This is a genomic window from Saccharicrinis sp. GN24d3, assembly GCF_052400645.1.
Classification (GTDB): Bacteria; Bacteroidota; Bacteroidia; order Bacteroidales; family Marinilabiliaceae; genus Saccharicrinis.
In genome coordinates, this window is record NZ_JBQTGI010000033.1 from 19,602 (window position 1) to 41,711 (window position 22,110).

Sequence of the window (22,110 nt, forward strand, 5' to 3'; positions counted from 1 at the left end):
TAAATTTTGTTTTGTAGATTTTAAGGACTATTACATACCCAAAATAAATTTTCTATAAACAAGTTTTCAGGAACATAACTATTATTTCGGTTGACACCAAGTACTTTTAGGGTTCAGTACGCAATCCCACTATAGACCTATCGAATGGAACAATACCCATCTTCAATGCAGGAGAATCTGGTTTAAATCTAAAGTCTCCATTTTCCGGATCAACAAACATTGGATCTACAGCTTTACTATTTTTATCAACTCCATTTTTTTGATTTTTGTCTAACAGAGCTTGACCTTTAGCATGATTAACTTTGCAGAAATAGATATTATAATCGGTATCTGCATCCATTACCCGTGCAAGCGATCGTCCACGACGATCCTCACTACTTCCTGCTTTACCTGGAGGTAACTCATCTATAAAACGACAGGTATCAGATGAAGAATATAAGATATTTCGTTTGATGGATGCTCCTGTTAAAGGACCTTCTCTTACAGAAAGATAGTAACCGCGCGGCGGTGCAATTACATCTACTACAATATTGTTTTCTACTTTATTATCCAGCTTAGTAAGAATTCCTTGCGATGTACATTTATACAGTAAGTTTTCGGCAATTAGTGTTCCCGTTTGCCCTCCATCTGTACGAATTGCTGCTTGCATAATAGTTTTACCTACCATATGATGTATGTAGTTACGTCGAATGATATTACCCTCACCAGAACCACGGATATAAATGGCATTACCATCTCCCAACCTTAACATTGAGTGATGAATCTCGTTATATTCAATTATATTGTTACGCGAATGCAAATAAGGAAGTGCAAACTCTCTGCTAACTTCTTCAGGTAAGTCAGGTAGTTCGTTTAATCGAAGCGTTCTGGCTAATTCTCGTCCCTCCTTTTTGAAAAAATGCGACATACAACCAGATACAATTAAGCCAGTATAATCTGTATGATGAATTAGGTTGTTATATACTTGGTTATCGCCACTCTGCCAAAGAAAGATTCCTGGCGAATGCCAATACACTTCACCTACGTGATGAATATTATTGTTGTATACAATATTCCGTTTGTTAACATCCTTTGTGCCTGGACCATAGCCACAAAGTAAAATACCGCTTCCACCGAGATGCTCAATATGATTGCTTGATATATTATTTCCTATGCCGTGTAAATCAACTCGGATAGCACCACTTCCACTGTGTAAAAAGTGACACTTTTCAATAACACAATTCTCAGTACCTCGCAAACGAAGCAAAGCATTATCTTTATCTAACATATCCCAATCGTGCTGCAAGCCTTTATCATCTGCAGTTAATTGATAACGTTTAGCATGTTTGAATGTTAAGCCGCTAAAATGTAAATTCCGCACCGGCACATCGGTAGGTCCATCAAAATCAATTTTACCTTCTACACGAACCAATTCATTTAATGTAGGAGCAATAACTGGAGAATCATTTCGTGGCCAAAGGTAAACTTTACCTTCTTTTGTATTCAATACCCACTCACCAGGTTCATCCAACTCTTCTAATACATTTTCAAGCCAACAATTTTTATCGTCTTTTAGGAAATGTAAAGAATTCATAGCATAAGTTGCATCCAAAGATGTTTTTGCCATTCTTGTTTCTTCGTTTACTGCTTCTAGTGGAAGAATATTTACAATCCAGGCATGGTGCGGACGTACTTTAATTTCTACATCCGAAATATTTGACCAATTCTTTATGAATCCTTCAGGATAATGCAAACGGTTTCTACCACTTTTTCCAAGCCCGGTTATAATTCCTTCTGATTGTGAACGTGGTAATAAACCATCTTCATCAAAAAGGGTAAAGAACTTTAAACCATTAGTATGAGCAACCATGATTTTTCCTTTTGCCACTTTTGGCAATCCAGGTAATTCCTCTGTTACTTTTTTCCAACCTTTAATCTCCTGTCCTGAACTAAAAATTGGAATCTCATCTTTATAGGCTTTATAATTTATTGTTTGCTCACTATTTCCCGAATCTTCTAAGCCAAAAACAACGGTTTCGTTTAATTTATAATTTCCTCCACGAAACCAAACCATGATGTCTCCTTTGGTAGAAGGTTTTACTTTTCGAACAAACATTTTAGCACCTTCAAGGCTAGCTAAAGGCATATCAATGCTACCTGAATTGGCATCATTACCTGTAGGCGATACAAATATATTTACCTCATCTGACTGCGCAGAAGAATAAAATAATATACCTATGACAGATAACAGTATTAAAACTAACTTTTTCATTTTAAATCGTTTTATCTCAAATATTAAAGGCTTACTTTTAAAGAATAACCATTCTGATTTACTCTCTCACTGCCAATGGTCACCTCTAATCCTTTATTAGTTTGTTTCCACTCTAATTTAGTCTCACTGCCTAATAACTGCAGGTTTTTTATTTCACCTACAACATCTTTAGTTAAACTTTTAACCAATATTTTATCTTCGGGATATTCAAATGCAATCAAATATAAGTTGTTGTCTTTTTGGGTGAACCAGAAATCCTGCGGAGTAAATTCGGCCATAAAACCATGTTCTTCTCTGGCTTTTGTACCACTCATATCGAGCTTAGTGGGACCTTCGTGAGTAACTTCCCATTTGCGTGTATTATAGATAGCTTCACCATTTACTTTTAACCACTTACCAACTTCCAATAAATTATCTATTGATTCTTGAGGTACTTCGCCTGAAGCCTTTGGGCCAATATTTAGCATGTAGTTTCCACCTTTACTTACAATTTCGGTCAGCCAGAACAAGAGTTCCTTTACGGATTTCCAATCATCATCATACGATTTGTATCCCCATGAATTATTGGTAGTACCCACTGTTTGCCATGGTTTAGTAATAGATAAATGATCTTCAGGAATTTTATTATCCCCTGGAATATCGAAATCGCCCAAATCATGACCTACTCTCGAATTAACAAGCATATTTGGTTGTAAATCATAGGCCAACTGATAAAATTTCATACTCTGCCCGGGAGTGATATAACGATCGTAATCGTACCACAGCGTGGTCATATCTGGAAATTTAGTTAAAATCTCTTTTACTTGCGGATAGGCTTTTGATTCTAAATATTCGGTAAAAGTATTTGGGCTAGGATCCCAGGTATTCATACCAGCCTTGCGCATTGCTCTATCACTAATAGGTAAACCACTAGCTACTAACTCTTCGTAACCACAATCATTTCCATCCATCCAATCGATGTTATGCGAATAATACAAACCGAAATCAATTCCATATTTCTTACAAGCATCGTACAATTCCTGAACAATATCTTTTTGGTAAGGACTTGCATCCATAATGTCGTATTCGCTAACTTTGGAATCGTACATAGCAAAACCATCATGATGTTTCGATGTAATTACTAGATATTTCATGCCGGCATCATAGGCTAATTTAGCAATGGCATCTGCATCAAACCCTGTTGGATTAAATTCTTGGGCAAGCTGAGCATACTCGTTACGCGGTATTTGCGCTCCATATTGAATCCATTCAGCTACTCGAGGTCCTCGAAGTTCTTCCATCTTTTTCCCTTTCCATGTACCGGCAGGAATAGAATAAAGTCCCCAATGAATAAACATACCATACTTGGCATCATTAAATGCCTCTTTTGCTTTTGCTTTTGAGCCATTCATTTGTTCCCAACTCTTTGTGTCCTTAGTTTGACAACTAAATAAAAGTGTGGCGAATAGGAATAAAACTATCTTGTTCATCATAATTTAGCTTTTTTATTTTTTGCTTTAGACCTGGCACTGGATAAACAGCTAGGTTTTGGCTCTGTAGGCAATGATTGTTTCCATTCTTCAATTAATTGAGAAAGCTCTTCTAATTTTTTAGGATTGCTGTCTGATAGATCATTCTTTTCAGCCCAATCGTCAGATAAGTTATATAACTCTTTTCTATCGCGACTAACATCCACCACTAATTTCCAATCGCCGCATCTAACGCCAAGTGTTGGCCAAGTAAATTCATTTTTTTCGCCACCTTTCCATTCCCAGAATATGGGTTTGGATCTTTCAAATTTTTCCCCTTTAAATGCTGATAAAACACTTTCTCCATCAAGTTTCCAATCTTTAGGAATATCAATTCCTGCCACTTCATAAAATGTAGGTAATAAATCTACAGCTGTAATTACAGCGTTTTTGTCTTCAACTCCCATTGGAACCATTTCTGGCCACCTCACAACAAATGGAACTCGAATTCCGCCGGCAAATAAAGAACGTTTTTGGCCTTTTAATCCACCTGTTTCACCTACAGAATAGTATTTCCCTAGTCCAGGACCTTCTTTATGTAATTTATCGGCTTCTGTACCTTCCCATTCGGGGCCATTATCTGTTGAAAAAACAACCAATGTATTCTTATCAATATCTAATTGTTCTAATAATGTTATAATTCTCCCAACAGCTTCATCCCCTTCAGCAATTATAGATGCATAAACTTGCTTCTGTTCATCTAAATTTCCAAATTCATCCATAAATTTCTCTAGAGGAAAATGAGCAGTATGTGCTTCATGTAACCATAAGTTGATGAAAAATGGTTTGTCTTTATTCTTCTTAATGAATTCTTCTGCATAATCAACACCTACCGATCCGCCTTTAGGTATTTCGTTGATACGAGAGCCGTTAAAAGTAGCAAACTCATCGTAGCCATATTTATCTTCAGATGGCCCATCGGGACTAGCTCCTAGATGCCATTTACCAAAATGAGCTGTTGTATATCCTGCTTTTTGAAATTCTCTAGGCATAGAAATACCATCTGCATCCATCCAATCGGGCATACCTCTGTTAATATGAGCCTTAACTCCCTGGAAATGTTGATGTATACATTGACGAGCAGGAAATTGTCCTGTCATTACTGCAACTCGACTTGGAGAACATACAGGACTATTTACCGTGAAATTTGCAAAATCTACACCTTCGCTAACCATTTTATCGATATTGGGTGTTTTCACAAAAGTACTTCCGTGACAACTTAAATCGCCATATCCCCAATCATCAGCAAAAATGAAAATGATATTGGGTTGACTCTTCTTTTTCTGAGCTTGTAGGTTTGCAAATATTAATGATATTGCAAGACAAAAAGCTGTAATTTTAATGATTTGATTCATTAGTCTTTTTGCTTTTAGTGAATTTTTTCTGCTCCCATGGTATTGATCGATCAAACAATGTTACATATTGCTGATAATTATTATAGCTAATGGCCTCTTTTTTCCAATGCTTTAATATTGAATCGTATTTTTTTCGCATGTCCTTGAGATCGCATTCTGATTCTGGATCTTTAGACAGATTATTCATTTCCAATGCATCACTTTCGAGATTATATAATTCCTCAGTTGGAGTCATCTCATCATTTCCATACCACCAATAAGTATATTTCCAATCTTTTGTAATACATGATAAACTCTGTGTTGGAACCACTCCCCATGTATTTATAAAAGCCAAATATTCGTGAATATTCTGATTCGGATTATCTAAAAGTGGCGCTAAACTCTTACCATCCATATTTTCGGGAATAGAAACCCCTGCTAAATCAAGTATTGTAGGAGCAAAATCAATATTTCCCGTTAAGGAAGCACAGCGAAGTTTTTTACCTGCTGTTTTGCTTCGAGGATCAAAAATCATTAATGGGGCATGCGATGATTCCTCCATAGGAAGAACTTTTGATCCGTAGCCATGTGAACCACAAATGTAACCGTTGTCGCTGGTATAAATAATAACTGTATTATCGGCAATTCCTTGTTTTTCCAACTCTTCCATTATCATTCCAACCGCAACGTCTATCCCATAAATAAGCTGATAATATTTTGCCATAACCGCATCGTAATCGGTACTATATTTCCATTCGTGAAAACGCACATACTGTCTTCCCTGCTTGCTTTGCGTCGACATGTGTTCACCCGCTTCACGCCCAAAATTCGCTGGTTTGGTGAAGGTCTTTCCAGCATACACATCGTCAAATTTAGGATCAGGCTGCACTGGGCGGTGAGGTGCCTTGAAACTTACAGACAAACAAAAAGGTTTATCTTGTTTCACTGCCTCTTTAATAACATCTTGTCCAAAGGCTCCATAAGATAAGGTTGAATGTGGAAAATCTTTGGCATATTTTTTCATCGATTTATTTTTACTGGTTACATACTCAGTTTGTCCGGGGCCACCTCCCCACATATCAAAATCATTTTCGCATAAGCCTAATTTATCAACTTCAAAACCAAGTTTTCCGGCAAAAGCCGTAAAGTACCCGGCTTCTCGAAGTAAAACAGGATATGACTTTTTCCAAATTTCGGGTTTCATGTTACCATGATCGAAATTAGTACCTGTTTTAAACTCGTACATACCGGTAAAAACATTTGCCCTACTCGCCATACATATGGATGTAGTATTATAATGTTTCATAAAAATGGTACCTTGATTTCCTATCTTATCCATATTTGGTGTAAACACTTCTGTATTACCATAACATCCAACAGATAAGAGATTTTGATCATCAACCATCAGATAAATAATATTGGGTTTTTGGCCAATACTTTCTGATACTATTAATGTACACAGGGCAATTATAAAAAGTAAGTGCTTCATATGACAATTATGTTATTTATATTTTAGGAAAAAATCCACTGTTTTTTGTATGATCACATCTGTTGATGGATCTATTTGACCATCTACATGTCGCCAATTGTGTCCTGCATTCTTTGCAATAAATATTTCAACAGTTGCATTAATCACATCAGCCCTTTTTTTCATATGGTAGGCGTGAGATACTGGAATTGTAGTGTCATCCTCAGCCGCCATCATATAGAGCGGAGGACTTTGTTGGTTTAAATAAAAGATAGAACTCATCTCCTTAAAACAAGAATCTTTTAATGACGGATCTGTTTCTTTTTTGAGTATTCTTCCACGAAATCTATCCGGTTCTTTTTGGGGATCGTTGGTTTCAAACAATTCAGTTTGAGTAAAATCGCATGGCCCATACCACGATACGCCTGCTTTTACTTTATATTTATACTGATACAACTCGCTATCACCTTCGAATATAGAGGCATCGGCTAAAGTTATCATTTGCGCCAATTGTCCACCAGCAGAATCTCCTAATACATAAACACTATCGGTATTTAGTTTAAGTGCGCTATGGTGTTTTGACAGATAACGTATGGCATCCATTGCATCTATAACACAATCTCTCATTACAACCGATTTATGTTTTGTAAGTCGATAATTGACAGAAACCACAGCAAACCCCTGTTCTACTAACTTTGAGAAAGTTTCGTTCACATATTTTTTAGTTATATTTTCCTTACTCCCATTAAACCAACCTCCGCCATGTACATAAACCATAACAGGGAATGTTTTATTTTTGGTTTTACCAGGAGGGTAATAAATATCTAAGTATAAATCTTCCTCGGGAGTTGATTTATACTTAATATTTAAGTTCTTTTCACCAGAAGTACTTAAATATGGAATTACAACAGCTGAGTATTCCTCAAGAGAAACAACATCATCTCCGTTTGAATCGAATTTTTTAAATGTCTCCCAACGATTTTGCACTTCCTTTTTTTCGAGGAGGTTATCACCATTTTTATCTAAACGCATAAACTCCCTTTGTGCATATACCAACTGATAAGGCTCCTGGCCATAAGCAGAGTAAAAAAACGATAAGAGAAGTATATAAATAAAGTATAATTTCACGGTATTTAGTTTAATTTCTCAACATAAACATAGAATGCATTCGTTAAGGTTCCATTCTCCATCGCGAACCAAGCAGTCAGATCTGTTTCGCCTAAATCGGTTTCAATTTCAAAGGATGTTGCTTGTTCCGTGTTATCCGCATCCACCGAATACTCTTTCTCTCCGATTTTAAGAAATGCTTTTTTAAACTTAAGAGAATTACCTTTACTACGAGCGTTTGTATACGCTGTCTCTTTTACTGCATCATTGGCTTCATCGGCTAGTGCAAGTCCGCTTTCTTCGGGCCAACGACTAAGACTTATTTTATAGGATCCTTTTTGTGTGAAGTTCACCAAAAAGTTAGCAGGTATTAGTGCTGTTCCTTTACGTATCATTCCTTGGTTCCAATTAGGATATTGCTCTTTGGAGTGAATATCCATGCATGTGAGTGTTTCTTTTGCATCAATACCTAAGTCGATAACTGTAAATTTTGATTCTTTAATCACACCTTCCCACCAAGTATTATAGAATTCATTCATTTCTATAACTCTCTCCGGAAACTGATCAGCCAAGTTTGTTTCCTGACCAGGATCGCTACTAATGTTGTACAGTTCGTTTCCGTTAATTAATCGCCAAACTCCATCCATAACACAACTTTGTTTCCCTTTAATAGGCCAAGGAACACGTTGAGTATCGGTAACCAACATTCTATCTTTTATATTTTCTCCTGTTTTTAAGTATTTACTTACATCAGTACCATCGAGTACTTTTGAAGATGAAAATTTGATACCCGCTAGTGCAGTTAAAGTTGGTAACATATCTATATGACCTACAAGATCATCACGCTTTTCGCCTCCTATTAAACCTCCTTTAGGCCATCTTATTATAAAAGGAACCCTGTGTCCTCCTTCATATTCACTTGCTTTTGTACCGCGCATACCTGCATTATACCCATGTATTTCGCCAGTTTCTTGATCTAATTTATATCCATTAGAAGTTCCATTATCGGTAGTAAATATGATAATTGTATTGTCGGCAATTTTCAGCTCTTCTAGTTTTGCCAATAATTTAGAGAAGTTATCATCGATATTGGTAATCATACCATAAAATCGTTTTTGACTCTCTAAAATTGTATTTTCATTTTTATAAATATTATAATATTCCTCAGGCACATTATATGGGGAGTGCGGTGCATTAAGACTTAGATAGCAAAGAAATGGATCATCTTTTTTATTTTCGATGTATTTAATTGCTTCATCAAACCATACATCAGTACAATATCCTTTTACTTGTTCAGGTTTCTCGTTACGGAAATATGTACCGTCGAAATAATTATTATTCCAATAATCAGGAGTTTGTCCTACACCTCCACCTTTTAAGTAAAAAGCCTCTTCAAAACCTTTATCATTAGGAAGAGACGGGTGATTATCGCCTAAATGCCATTTACCAAACATGCCAGTTTGATACCCGTTTTTTTTAAAAACATCGGCAATTGTTACTTCATCACCATTGATAGATGAGGCTCCCATAATGGTATGCCATGCACCGTTACGATTACAGTTACGACCAGTTAATAAACCAGCTCGTGTAGGAGTACAAGTAGTACCTACATGATAATTGGTAAGGTTGATAGCTTCCTTTGAAAAAGCATCGATACTAGGCGTTTTTATTATAGGATTTCCGGTATGTCCTAAATCTCCATAACCTTGATCATCCGTCATTACAAGGATAATATTGGGTTTAGCATCTGTTTTTTGTATTTTTTTTATGGTACAACAATTAAATAGAACTATTGCAACAACGGATACGATATAGAGTAATTTGTGCTTATGCATTTTATGATTATTGAATTGGTTTAACAATGATAGATTTTAAACTGGAGGTTTTGGTATCGCCTTCTACCAAAGACACAGACAGTGTGTGTTTACCTGCGGTTTTAAACTCCACAATACCCATTGGGTAACTATGATATACCTCGGAAGCTGCTTGTTGGTTTTGCACAATTACACCCTCATCTGTTCGAATTTTCCAAACCAAACGACCTTCTCCTTTATAATTTAGATCCAAGTAATAATATCCTGGGTTTAGTACATTAACAGTCCATTTAACCTCTCCTTCATTTCCCCAATGGCTTACTTGAGTAGTTCTTTTCCATTCTCCAAATTTCTCCATCCATCTTATGGACTCCTGTTTGGCATTGTTAACATCTGCAAATTCGGTCAGTAACACCGCACTTATGTTAGGATAAATGCCTAATGTAGTATCTACTTGTGCATTTTTGGCATCTGTATCTAGCTTCAGTTCAATCACAGACACAGGAGAGTCCGCAGGTTTACAAGGAACATCAAACACTACCCAATCATTTTGTTTAGCATAGGATATTTGCTTAGCTTTTCCATCAACAATCATGTGTGCAAAAGCAATCTTCGTATTCATTCCTGGCAAATAGAGTTTGCCATCCTTTGGCCAATCAAATACCGAAAGGAACATTGATTTATCTTGTGTTGTTACATCTCCCCATGCTTGTGCATGCCTCCAAGGAGAACTGCCTGCATCGTAAATAACCTGAGGATACTTTTTAATCCATTTACCCGTTTCTAGAAGAAACTGAACGCCTATTTCCGGTATTTTACCACTACCATCAGGGCCTACATTAAATAGATATGTTCCTCCACGCGCAACTGTTGAAATAAGTCGGTGTAGTATCTCACGTGGATCTTTAAAGTTGTTATCGTACCATGCGTATGACCAAGAATCGTTATTGGTATCACAGCTTTCCCATAATATATCTAAATTACGAGATGGCACTTCCATGTCCCCATGTGTCACATAATCTCCTAAACCATATCCAATACGACTACATAACATGGCTTCAGGCTGAAGCTCACGAACCATATCCGCTAATTCAACAATTTGTTCCTTTTCCATCCCACCTGGGGTATCAAACCATATGAAATCAATTTTTCCATAGTTTGAGCAAATTTCTTTTACTTGAGGCTTACACTTTTTATAGAAATAGTCATCGAAAGTGGCTTCTTTTCCATTAGAAAATTTAGTTGGGCCATTAGTACCCCCTGGAGCTATCCAGTCTTGATTGTGGGAGTAATAGAAACCAAAACCTAAACCTAACTCTTTACATGCTAACGAAAGCTCTTTCATTGGGTCGCGAGAAAAAGGTGTGGCATCAACAATATTAAACTTACTCGCCTTAGAATCGAACATAGCAAAACCCTCGTGGTGTTTACTTGTAATAATAATGTATTTCATTCCTGCATCCTTAGCTAATTTTGCAATTGCCGCGGCATCAAACTCCTTAGGATTAAAATCATTAGCTATTTTTTTATATTCTTCAGGTGCTATACCTGCTACTCTTGGACTCATGATCCATTCGCCAATGCCATAATAAGTTTTTCCATTCCACTTGCCTCCTAAATGCGAAAACAAGCCCCAGTGAATAAACATTCCGAAATTACTTTCATCGAACAATTTTCCACGACCCGACTTTAAAACATCAACAGCAACGGTGGCTTCACCCCACATTTTATCCATACTTTCATTCTTCTCTTTGCCACTACGGTTCTGCGCCTGCAGTATACTTACACAGCAAATCAGTATTATAAAAGCTACTATTTTTTTCATATTGTTATATGTAAATGTCCTTTAATAAATGACATAGCAAGTATATCATCATTAAATTGGGTAATAATTTATTAAAAAAGCCCAGTAGAATTATTTCTGTTATAGAGAAATAAGTTACATTAAAGCGTGTGAGAATCTCACACGCTTTTTATGTTTGTCCAGAGGTAATTGCTAACACCCTATAATGCTAGAAATAATTAGAATTCTCATTTAGTGAAGTTATTTAAACAACACTACTCCCATAATGGGTTTTGAGTTAAAGCACTTCCAATATCCTCTGCTTTTAAAAGCTCTTCAGTAGGTATTGGATAGTAATAATATTTACCATCAGCACCATTGGTTATGTAGGTTGAATCATCCATTGCACGTTCTATTGCAGATTCTGTTGCCCCAGCTGCTCTTTCTGCCTGAGGAGTAGCATAAATGGTAGATTCAAAAATGCCCCAACGTATTAAATCTCTTTTACGCCCAATAAAACCTTCAGCAGCTAACTCCCAAGCGCGTTCTCTATATATATCTTCAATAGTCATCACAGTTAATGAAGTTAGATTGGCTCTTGTACGTACTGCATTTAAAGCCGCAAGTGCCTCTATAGAAGAACCACCTATCATAAACTCAGCTTCTGATAGTAATAAATAAGCTTCCGACAATTTAAATAATTTGTACGAATCACTTGATTTACTTTTTGCTTCAGGAGTTGTCATCAATGGATCTTCAATTGGCAAGGTACAACGCATGAATTTAGGTATATAAATCCAATTAAAAACAGCTTCTGTTCCGCTAGATAGGGTATAATTTTCCCATACCGTATATTTCTTTCGAGCATCATTTTCATCATAAGTATCCGCAAAACTCTTTCTCAACGTCATAGCTGCAGAATTGGTAAAAACATCTACTTCAGCCATGGCCTTTTTGGCATTGGGATTTTCGTTAGCTGCTTGATAATGGAACACATTTAAGGATGCATTGTTTTGCACATTGGCAATGAACTCTCTACCAAAAATAATTTCATTATGCGTTTCACTGCCTTCTCGATATGTATCACCAAAATCGCCTAAGGTACTTCCGTGTGGTGATTTTTCAATAACTTCTTTTAACTCAGTACGAGCCTCGCTCCATTGCTTTAACCAGATATGAAAATGAGCTTTTAACATACGAGCAGCCCAAACAGTAGGACGGCCACCATTTCCTTGCCATGTATCGGTAGAAAGGTAACCCGATTCAATAGCTTCTTGTAGGTCGTCTATCATATCTTGTTGAATTACTTCAGCATCAGTTTTTCCTAACATAGAAACCGCCTCAATATCCAGTTCATTTCTCCAATAAGGAACATCCCCAAAAGTAGTAGACAAGTTCCAGTAAAAAATAGCTCTATAAAATAAAGCTTGTGCTTTTGTACTTCCTCTTATTTCATCAGTTACATCCGCTCCTTCAATACTCGACAACAAAAAGTTGGCATCTTTAACTGCTGTATAATTTGTAGACCAACTTTTTAGTACTGTAGGATGTGTTGCATCGTGTTGATATACTGCTGATATCCATCCTGCAGCAATACTATTCCTACCTACTACACCCTGATCTGTACCTAATAACTGATTCATGTCAGCGGTTCCTGTCAGCTGTCCCTGTAGCCCATTTAAAGCTAAATTTGCAGACTCTTGATTGGTTATAAAACCATCTGGACTAAGAATTGCCCTCGTATCTTCTTGTAGAAAGTCGCTGCAACTCGTTATTAAACTGCCTAAAATGGCAATGAATGCTAATATTAAATATTTCGTTTTCATCATTTTAAAATTTAGTATACAACAGTAATTAGAAAGTAATATCAAGACCAACGATATAAGACCTATTTAATGGGTATTGCATATTATCAAATCCGCGTTTTGTTGAATTATCGCCGTATCCACTTACATCAGGGTCATATCCCCAATAATCTTTGTCTTTAGCCAAGAATAAATTGGTACCTGTTACATAAAACCTACAATTACTAATTCCCTTAATTAAATTTTCAGGTAACGTATACCCTACCTGAAGGTTAGCAAGTCTAAGGAAACTTCCGTCCTGAATATAGAAGCTATTTGATTTATACATTGTTGAGTTACCTACAGTAGGAAATACTGCATCTTTATTGGTACCATTAGGGTCACCTGGAATCCACATTTTATCTCTAATGGATGCAAAAGAATTAATCGTTCCTTCGTTGGCTAAGTATGCTTCCATATTATAAACATCGTTACCATAAGAAAAAGGGAAAGAAGCCATAAAATCAATGTTTTTCCAGCTTAAGTTGGTTTGTAAACCTCCATAAAAATCAGGTGTTGCATCACCAATTACGGTTTTATCATCCGCATCAATTTCTCCATCTGGAATTCCATCAGGACCACTAAGATCCTTAAAAATGGCATCACCTGTTTCTAAATCAATTCCATCATATACATATCCCCAGAATGTTCCAACTGGTTCACCTACCATTAATTGAGAAGCCCAATCATTTGCTGGTGCACTTAACTTTTGAACTTCGATAAAGCTTTTACTTCCTAAATCAATTACTTCGTTTTTAAAAGTAGAAATATTAAGCGTTGTACTCCAGTTCCAATCTGATGTATTTAAGATTACGCCATGTAGTGTTATATCCACCCCATTATTCTTAACAGAACCCACATTGGTTGTTTGAGAATCATAACCTGTTTGTTGCATTAATGAAGCATCAAGAAGCAAGTCATGTGTAGTTTTATAATAGAAATCCACCTCTCCTGTAAGTCTCCGGTTTAAAACGGCAAACTCAATACCTAAATCCATTTGTTCAGTTCTCTCCCAATCTAACGAAGGATTTGCAAGATTACCTTGTGTTACCCCAGCAACCTCGGTTCCTCCTATAATAGCTGCGGTACCTTTCTTGGCATATGTAGACAAAGTACTGTAAGCCCCAACAGACTGACTACCTGTCCATCCGTAACTTGCTCTCAATTTTAACACATCGAACACAGATAGATCCTGTACAAAAGATTCGTCAGCGGCATTCCATGCTACGGCAGCAGAAGGGAAATTTGCATATTTTCCACCAACCTTTGAAGAACCATCTCGACGAAAAGTTGCTGTTAGTAAATATTTACCCTTATAAGAATAATTGGCTCGAGCCAGAAATGAAACCAACTGTGATTGGCTATAGTTTGAAGTAATACCTGTATTTTCAACTGGCGCAAGCTGAACAGAGTTAATGCCCACACCATCAGTAGGCATTTCAGCAAAACTCATCTTAGTTGTTGTGGTATGCGCTTTTTGAAAAGTAATACCTCCTAAAACTCCAATAGAATGGTCTCCAAATGATTCTTTATAATTCAATGTATTCTCATTAAGCATATCAACCGCTTTCTTCTGCTCAGTTGATCCATAACCAAGCACGTTTTCCTCAAGGTTTATAGGATTGGTTGAAGGAGAATACTTATCTATTTTTGTAAATGCTACATCTGTTCCGAAAGTAGATTTATATACCAATTTATTATTAAATAAAGACGCTTGTATGTAAGTATTAATCAAAGCTCTATCACTCACATTATCATTTTGATCCAATTCATTATCTGCCAATAAATTGCTAGTAATAACATCCTTACCATATCCAACTATATTATAATAGCCTTCACTGTCGTACACATCTTTTAATGGGTCTTCTCTAACCAAGTCTTTAAAATCGATATTGTTAATATCTCTGCTAGTTTCAACTATAGATAGGTTTATTCCGGTTTTAAATATCTTGGATAATTTAACATCTATATTTGACCTTAAACTATATCTTTTAAAGTCGGTACTTTCAACTATACCATCTTGGCTCATATAACCAGCAGACATGTAGTAATTGATCTTATCAGTTCCTCCTGTTACAGATATCTGATTATCGGTAATTGGAGCAGGGCCTATCAATACATCTTGCCAGTCGGTTGATGCTGGTAGATTATCTAAATCAAATTCTCCATCAGACTGTGGATCGTGAATATTTTTCCAGTTTGCAAACTCCCTAGCACTTTGAACACCAACTTTCTCTGGCAGATACTGCATACCATATGATGATTTAAAGTTTACAACAGGCGCACTATTTCTACCTTTTTTGGTAGTGATTAAAATTACACCATTAGCTCCACGTGCTCCATATATGGCAGTTGACGAGGCATCTTTAAGTACCTGCATCGATTCAATATCATTTGGGTTAATAGATGTACCTGCACCAATAAAACCATCAATAACATAAAGAGGACTGTTTCCTGCCGAAATGGAGTTACCACCTCTAATTCTAATTGTGGGTACACTACCCGGGTTACCACTTCCTGAAGTTACCTGAACCCCAGAAGTCATACCTTGAATAGAATTTTCGATATTGGCTACGGGTGCACTATAAGCATTTTTAGTATTTACCGTTGCTACTGATCCCGTTAAATCTTTTTTTCTAACAGTACCATAACCAATAGCTACTACCTCGTCGAGCCCAACTAAATCGAATTCTAAAACTGCATTAATAATAGACTTACCAGCCACTTCAATATCTTGTGTAGCCATACCTATAAATGATATTTGTATGACTCCATCAGTTGGAACGTTGGGTAATATATAATTACCTTTAACATCAGATATAGTTCCCAGAGTAGTTCCTTTAACAACTATAGTTACACCTGGCAGCGGTTCCCCTGCTGTGTCGGTAATATTTCCCGTAACTTTTTGCGTTTGTGCAAAAACAGAAATGGAAATTACCCATAAAAACATTAACAAGATTTTTTTCATAAGAAATGATTTAATAACATTTAAATGTTTGTAGAGCAATGCTCATGCATCATATTTTGTGCTAATTTAACAGTCATTAACCATTTAACATTTCTCAAAAAATGAAAATTATTGCTCTTATCACTCACACGATTAGAGAATACCTTAGCACCTAACAACATGTAACTTATAAAGCAAATTGCTCAAATCAGTCTCATTAAAAACATACTATCTGATTATAAAATGAGATTTAAAATACATACAAATGGATTTTTACAATAGTTTAGGTCGGTATTACCTACATTTATTAAACTCTCAATAAACAAAAGGTTAAATTCTTTGCAATAAATGGTCAGAAATATGATGATTAATTTAAAAATTAACACTAGAGCACTTCCATACCTGCATCATGAATGAAAGAATACATCGTTTGATTTAATTCTTTTTTTGATATTCCCTTGGAGAAGTACCATACATCTTTTTAAACGAGGTAGAAAAATAAGATGGTGACTCTATCCCTATTTCGTACATCACTTCAACTGCAGTTATATCTTTATTTTGTTTTAATATTTCGGCGGCCTTTTGTAAACGAAGGTTTCGGATATAAACATTTGGCACCTGGCCTGTTAACTGTTTTAGTCTACGGTATAGGTGCGAATTGCTCATTCCTGCACATTTTGCTAATTCTTCAACTCCAAAACTAGAATTAGACAAATTGCTTTCGATTGAAGAGATTATTGATTCGAGAAAAGAACGATCTTTTTTGGCTATACCCAAATTATCATCCGGTATCACACTATTTTTCGAGAAATACTCAATTAGTCGCTGCTTGTTTTCAATCAGCATCTTAATGCGCGTTTCAAGGTGTTTAATAGAAAAGGGTTTGGTGATGTAATCATCGGCACCAAGTTCTAATCCCTCAATCATCTTATCATCATTTTCTAAAGCGGTAAGTAGTATTACGGGTATATGGCAGGTTTCGGGATCTGATTTTACTTTTTCGCACAATTCGTAACCACTCATATGCGGCATCATCACGTCGCAAATAACAAGCTGAGGCTGATATTCCATTAACTTATTAAAACCATCCTCTCCATCAACAGCTAATACAATGTTATATATATTGCCTAGTGACTCTTTTAAAAATGAACGAACATCTTTCTCATCATCAATAATTAATAAGGTTGGCATTTTAGAATTAACTGGTAATTGTTTTGTTTCAGTGAGTGCATCAGGCATCCAATCGGTAACAATTTTACTGTACTTATTTATATCGCTTACCTTAATATCCTTAGTTTCAATTTCATTAAATGGGAGTTCAATGATAAAAACGGTTTTTTTGCCCGGGGTACTCTCCACTCTAATGCTACCTTTCATATACTCAATTAAAGACTTGCACAAAGCCAGACCAATTCCAGTACCGCTCCAACTACCACGATCATCAACACCGCGATAAAAGCGATCAAAAATCTTATCAATTTTTTCTTTCTGAATACCTATACCATTATCACTCACTTTGAAATACAGTATTTCTTTCCCATTAACTTCACGAAAACCTGCTTCAATGCTCACTTCTCCATTTTGTTCCGTAAATTTAACTGCATTTGAAAACAGATTTAACAATATGCGTTCGGTATTATCAATATCTATTGTAATGAGGCGGTTAGGCTCATTTACCTTATAATAAAAATTAATGTTTGACCGTTTTGCATTTTCCTCAAAAGCTTCCATCAAAGGATAAATAAAACTTCCCAAAGTAGTTTCTGAATACTTTAATTCAAGATGACCTGTTTCTGCTTTCCTGTATGATATTAGCTGATCAATTAGTCGTTGAAGTCTTGAGATATTATTTTGAATTATTGAAAAGTACTTTTGGTTATCCTTGCGTTTGTGTTTTTCTTCAATTTTCTCCAGTGGCCCAATAATTAACGATAATGGTGTTTTGAAATCATGTGTAATATTGGTAAAAAATCGCAATTTAGCCTGATCCATTTCATGTATTCGTTCTTTGTCTAACTGCTCAAAATTCAATTTCTGTTTGAGTTTTTCTAAATTAATCAGATATCTAAACACCACATATATTAGCAACAATATTATTGTACCCCAGATAGCCAAACTCCACCAACGCATATACCAGGGAGCTAGTATTCTGACAAATAGCTCCCCAGATTTCTCGGTCCAAATACCATCACAATTGGCTCCTTTATATAAAAATCGGTAGGTGCCAGCATTTAAATTCGTATAGGTTGCAGTCGCTTTTCCTCCATCTACTTCAATCCAATCTTTGTTAACACCTTCCAAAATATACGATATCGTATTTTTCTGTGGAGCCGAATAATGCTGAACAACAATATCTAACGAAATATTTCTATTGTGATGATCTAATATCAATTTTTTGGTATTGGAAATTGAATTATCAAGGAGAATTTTATTGTGATATTTTTTACCCGCAATAATAAGTTGATCATTTATTTTTAACCTTGAAATTAAAACCTTAGGTGATATCTTGTTTTTTGTTATTTGTTCAGGATTAAAAACAGTTAATCCATTTAAGCCTCCCATCAACATCATCCCTTTTTCTGTTTTATAACAAGATGCCTGTCGGAAATTATAATTCAAAATTCCATCGTTAACATCAAAAACCTCAAATTTTTCAACTAGGGGATCAAAACAACATATCCCCATATCGGTGCTCATCCAAAGTTTTCCATCAGCATCTTCTAAAATTCCATAAATCACTTCATCGGGAAGGCCATCTTTCTCATGGTAAGTTTTTATCTTCTCCGGTTCTCCAGCAGGGTTTAACTGAATTTTCATTAAGCCACCACCAAAAGATCCTACCCAAATATTTCTATTGCGGCTTTTATGAATACAAAATATTTGGTTATGACTGAGCTGAAGGTTTTCATTAGCGCTATTGGTATTCAGGTGATCTTTTAAAACAAACTCATTATCTTGTTTTTGAATACGAAAAATACCATTCTGCGATCCAAACCATAAATTGCCCAGTCCATCTTCTTTAAAATCATTCACAGAATTGCCTTTTTCTATGTCAAACAAAGCAGAATTTACAGGGATAGGTTCATTACTAATTATCCATCTCCAGGGATCATCGAGCAAAAAAACCTGACGTCCCCCTATTATAATTTTGTTTGGACTAACATGTGTAATGACCCTGTTACCTATAGGTGAGAATATCTGACCACTAGTTTTTACTAAGACCTGACTAAGCCTTTCCTTTTTATCATCAAAAAAATACAAACCTTCCTGAGTACCAATCCACCAATACCCTTTAAAGTCCTGATATAGCTTTACAACTATTTTGTTTTTTAAAACGTCAAGTTGATGTTCGAGTCTTTTAAATTTTAGTTTATGCCCTCCACTTATATCTTCTTCATTTGTTGTACGGCATATCACATCATCAAAAAACGAAATCCAGATATGCCCCGCTTTATCTTCTACTATATTAGTAATTAAATTGCTTGATAGAGATTGACTATCATATGGATTATGGGAATAATTTTGAAATGATTTTTGATATTTATCTAGTTTATTTAACCCTCCTTGAGCAGTACCAATCCAAATTACTCCAAATTCATCTTCATAAAAACAGTTGATGCGGTTACTGGTTAATCCAAAAATGTGTTTTGAATCAAATTCGTACGAAATAAAATTCTCGCTTTTACTATCATATTTTAGTATTCCATCGTGTTTTGTTCCAATCCACAAATTCTTCTCCTTATCGGAAAATAAAGTCAGAACATCAATTGAATTAACATGTTCTTGAATAGTTGAGTAAAAAAAACGACGTATTGTAGTGAGCCTGGTTTCTTCAAGCAAGGCCTGATATAATCCATTTTCTGTACCTATCCAAACGGTATTATCTCTTTTAATTATTTTGTTTATGCCATTTCCCTCATAATCAAATAAAAGCTTTTGAACAGCATAGGTAAAAGCTTTAGTTCCGCTATAAGTAACTTTATATATGGCTGAAGGTGTATTTAATAACAACACTGAATCTTCGAGAAACTCAATATCTAAAATCTCTCCACCGCCCAATTCTTCCTTAAGATTAATTCTTACATCAGGATTTTGTGTTTCCAATGCTAGGGTTTTTGTATTAAAAACATGTATACTTGAGCCTTTACCTACCCAAATTTTTTTCTGAGCATCTTCCTTTATAAACGCAACATTTTTCACATCGTAATTAATCGAAATAAATTGCTCTTTATCAACAAGGTAAATACAAAGCCCCTGATCTGTTCCAATCCAAAGTTTTCCCTCGGAATCATTCAGTAGATTTTTAATTTTGTTACCTGGGATAGATGCGGAATTACGAGAATCGTGGTAAAAATATTCAAAGGAATAACCATCGTACCGAACCAATCCATTAGGTGTGGCAATCCATAAGTAACCGAGTTTATCGGATACAATTGCAGAGATAGTATTCTGGAAGAAACCCTGTTCGTTTAAAAACTTTTCTATTCGTTTATTTCCTGATATTACATTGTTGGACAAAACACTGTTTATTCCAACATAGAGAAGTATTACAATTAGAAAGCTCTTTTTCTTCATTTTGCCTTTCATAAAGTTGAGAATGTGCAAAAAAGCAATTTTGAGCTTTAGACATATCAACAGACTCAACTTTTGCTTAAATATATCGCTTAAATATAGCACTATTCATTTAATGTATAACAACTGCTTTATAAGGTACATCTTGATCCTATATGATGCTTTAAAATTTACAATACTACCGCTTAGTAATTATACTCCCCATTAGCAGCCAGCGCTCCATATTTGGCTGATTGATGTTGCAGCCAAGCTACACAACATTCAATAGCGCGATAAATACTATATTTTACACCCTTAGCTATTGTTCGGTAAAAACTATTCTTTGATTGATATATGTAGCTTTGTCTCAGACCGTCGGACATTCAAGATAACTCCGTATGTTTCATCAATAAAATAAGCAGCCAATTCTACCCATGCTGTTCTCAAGGAATTTTATTTTATATAACGATGCAAAACAATAATACCTATCCAATAATAATTACTTAGTATTTGATATCCATATAATTAACTATCGTTATCTTTTTGTATGTATATCCAAAAAAATTGTCAAAGAACAGGTTAAACCTCAATAATCTCCATTCATAAAGTTGTAAATCTCTTTGTCAAAAATTTCAGATAAAATTCTTTTATTGGATTTCAGTGAACATATAGGTGACAATACTTCGTTAAACTTTTAAGCGGCAATAGTTCCGTAATGTAATAGTTCCCTTGCCTTCTTTTTATTTTTAGGCAAGTGTGGGTTAATACCGAACTTGTCAAAAAACAAATTCAACTGTAAGGCATTGTGGTTTATTGTTTTGATGTCTGTCATCGAAAATGATTTTCTAAGCTCTTTGGGTATGCTCAACCAGTGGGCGACCTAGGCAAGGATAATGGCTGTCAGCGAAGCGTTAAAGTGAAAATCCAATTTGTTTCTGCTTCTGGCTTGACAATCATTTAAGCCTGTATGCTGTTTTCCGTCCCGGTAAAGAAATTCGATTTGGAAACGGCTTTGATAAAACTTCAGGATATCGGAAGCAGCCATATTGATATCTGTTGAGAAATAAAGTTAATAAACCTGCTTGCCCTTTTCGTTGCAATAAAGGGCATGCACAACCTTTATGCTGCGTTTTAAGGATATGGAATATACAATGGCACTATGGATTACAGCCCGCTGGTCTTTTGACACAAGCTCAAAGTGTCTCAAGTCGATATTGCTGTTATCGACTTTCCCGTCATATTTTTTGGGTCTTCCACGCTTGCCCGTTGGCTCACCCTGATGCAGGTACCGCAAATGGGCATCGTCCCTTAGCCTGCTAATTAAGTGCATATCGGCATTTGTTACCTGGTCAACAAACGTACGTTTTGCAAACCATGCATCGGCCACCAGGTATGAAGATAGCCCAAGCAGCTGTGTTTTGCGCCCGGTAATAATATCGGCATACCAGTCCGAAAGCGACTGTTCTTTACCGGCCATCGTCTGGACAGCCTCTAAATGAAAGG

At 35.8% G+C, this 22,110-nt stretch carries 10 protein-coding genes and 1 pseudogene; all 11 read right to left on the bottom strand.

Going from position 1 to position 22,110, the window contains the following annotated elements; genetic code table 11:
* Positions 1-106: 106 nt before the first annotated feature.
* Positions 107-2,251, bottom strand: coding sequence for a right-handed parallel beta-helix repeat-containing protein (locus ACT29I_RS23300; RefSeq protein ID WP_444794559.1), 2,145 nt, complete (start codon positions 2,249-2,251; stop codon positions 107-109).
* Positions 2,252-2,274: 23 nt separating this feature from the next.
* Positions 2,275-3,723 (bottom strand): alpha-L-fucosidase, encoded by a 1,449-nt coding sequence (locus ACT29I_RS23305; RefSeq protein WP_444794560.1) that lies wholly within the window; start codon positions 3,721-3,723, stop codon positions 2,275-2,277.
* Positions 3,720-5,114 carry a sulfatase family protein gene (locus ACT29I_RS23310; protein ID WP_444794561.1) on the bottom strand — a complete coding sequence of 465 codons (1,395 nt, stop codon included), beginning with the start codon at positions 5,112-5,114 and terminating at the stop codon, positions 3,720-3,722. The genes ACT29I_RS23305 and ACT29I_RS23310 overlap by 4 nt, the downstream gene beginning before the upstream one ends.
* Complete coding sequence (locus tag ACT29I_RS23315) at positions 5,098-6,582, bottom strand: sulfatase family protein (RefSeq protein ID WP_444794562.1); 1,485 nt, start codon at positions 6,580-6,582, stop codon at positions 5,098-5,100. Before ACT29I_RS23315 ends, ACT29I_RS23310 begins: the two co-directional genes overlap by 17 nt.
* 12 nt (positions 6,583-6,594) lie before the next feature.
* A complete protein-coding gene (locus ACT29I_RS23320; RefSeq protein ID WP_444794563.1) occupies positions 6,595-7,689 on the bottom strand; it encodes an alpha/beta hydrolase fold domain-containing protein in 1,095 nt (364 codons plus the stop codon).
* A 5-nt stretch (positions 7,690-7,694) separates the two neighbouring features.
* The gene (locus ACT29I_RS23325; protein ID WP_444794564.1) at positions 7,695-9,530 is read right to left on the bottom strand and encodes an arylsulfatase; all 1,836 of its coding nucleotides are present in this window, start codon (positions 9,528-9,530) and stop codon (positions 7,695-7,697) included.
* On the bottom strand, positions 9,511-11,307 hold the full coding sequence (locus tag ACT29I_RS23330; protein ID WP_444794565.1) for an alpha-L-fucosidase: 1,797 nt from the start codon (positions 11,305-11,307) through the stop codon (positions 9,511-9,513). The genes ACT29I_RS23325 and ACT29I_RS23330 overlap by 20 nt, the downstream gene beginning before the upstream one ends.
* Positions 11,308-11,540: 233 nt before the next feature.
* Positions 11,541-13,094: a RagB/SusD family nutrient uptake outer membrane protein gene (locus tag ACT29I_RS23335; RefSeq protein ID WP_444794566.1), complete on the bottom strand. Its 1,554-nt coding sequence runs from the start codon at positions 13,092-13,094 to the stop codon at positions 11,541-11,543.
* Between the two features lie 25 nt (positions 13,095-13,119).
* Positions 13,120-16,077, bottom strand: a complete 2,958-nt coding sequence (locus ACT29I_RS23340) for a SusC/RagA family TonB-linked outer membrane protein (RefSeq protein WP_444794567.1) — start codon at positions 16,075-16,077, stop codon at positions 13,120-13,122.
* A 414-nt stretch (positions 16,078-16,491) separates the two neighbouring features.
* Positions 16,492-20,631: a hybrid sensor histidine kinase/response regulator transcription factor gene (locus ACT29I_RS23345; RefSeq protein ID WP_444794568.1), complete on the bottom strand. Its 4,140-nt coding sequence runs from the start codon at positions 20,629-20,631 to the stop codon at positions 16,492-16,494.
* 1,045 nt (positions 20,632-21,676) lie between these two features.
* Positions 21,677-22,110: pseudogene (locus ACT29I_RS23350) on the bottom strand (hypothetical protein); the annotation flags it as partial.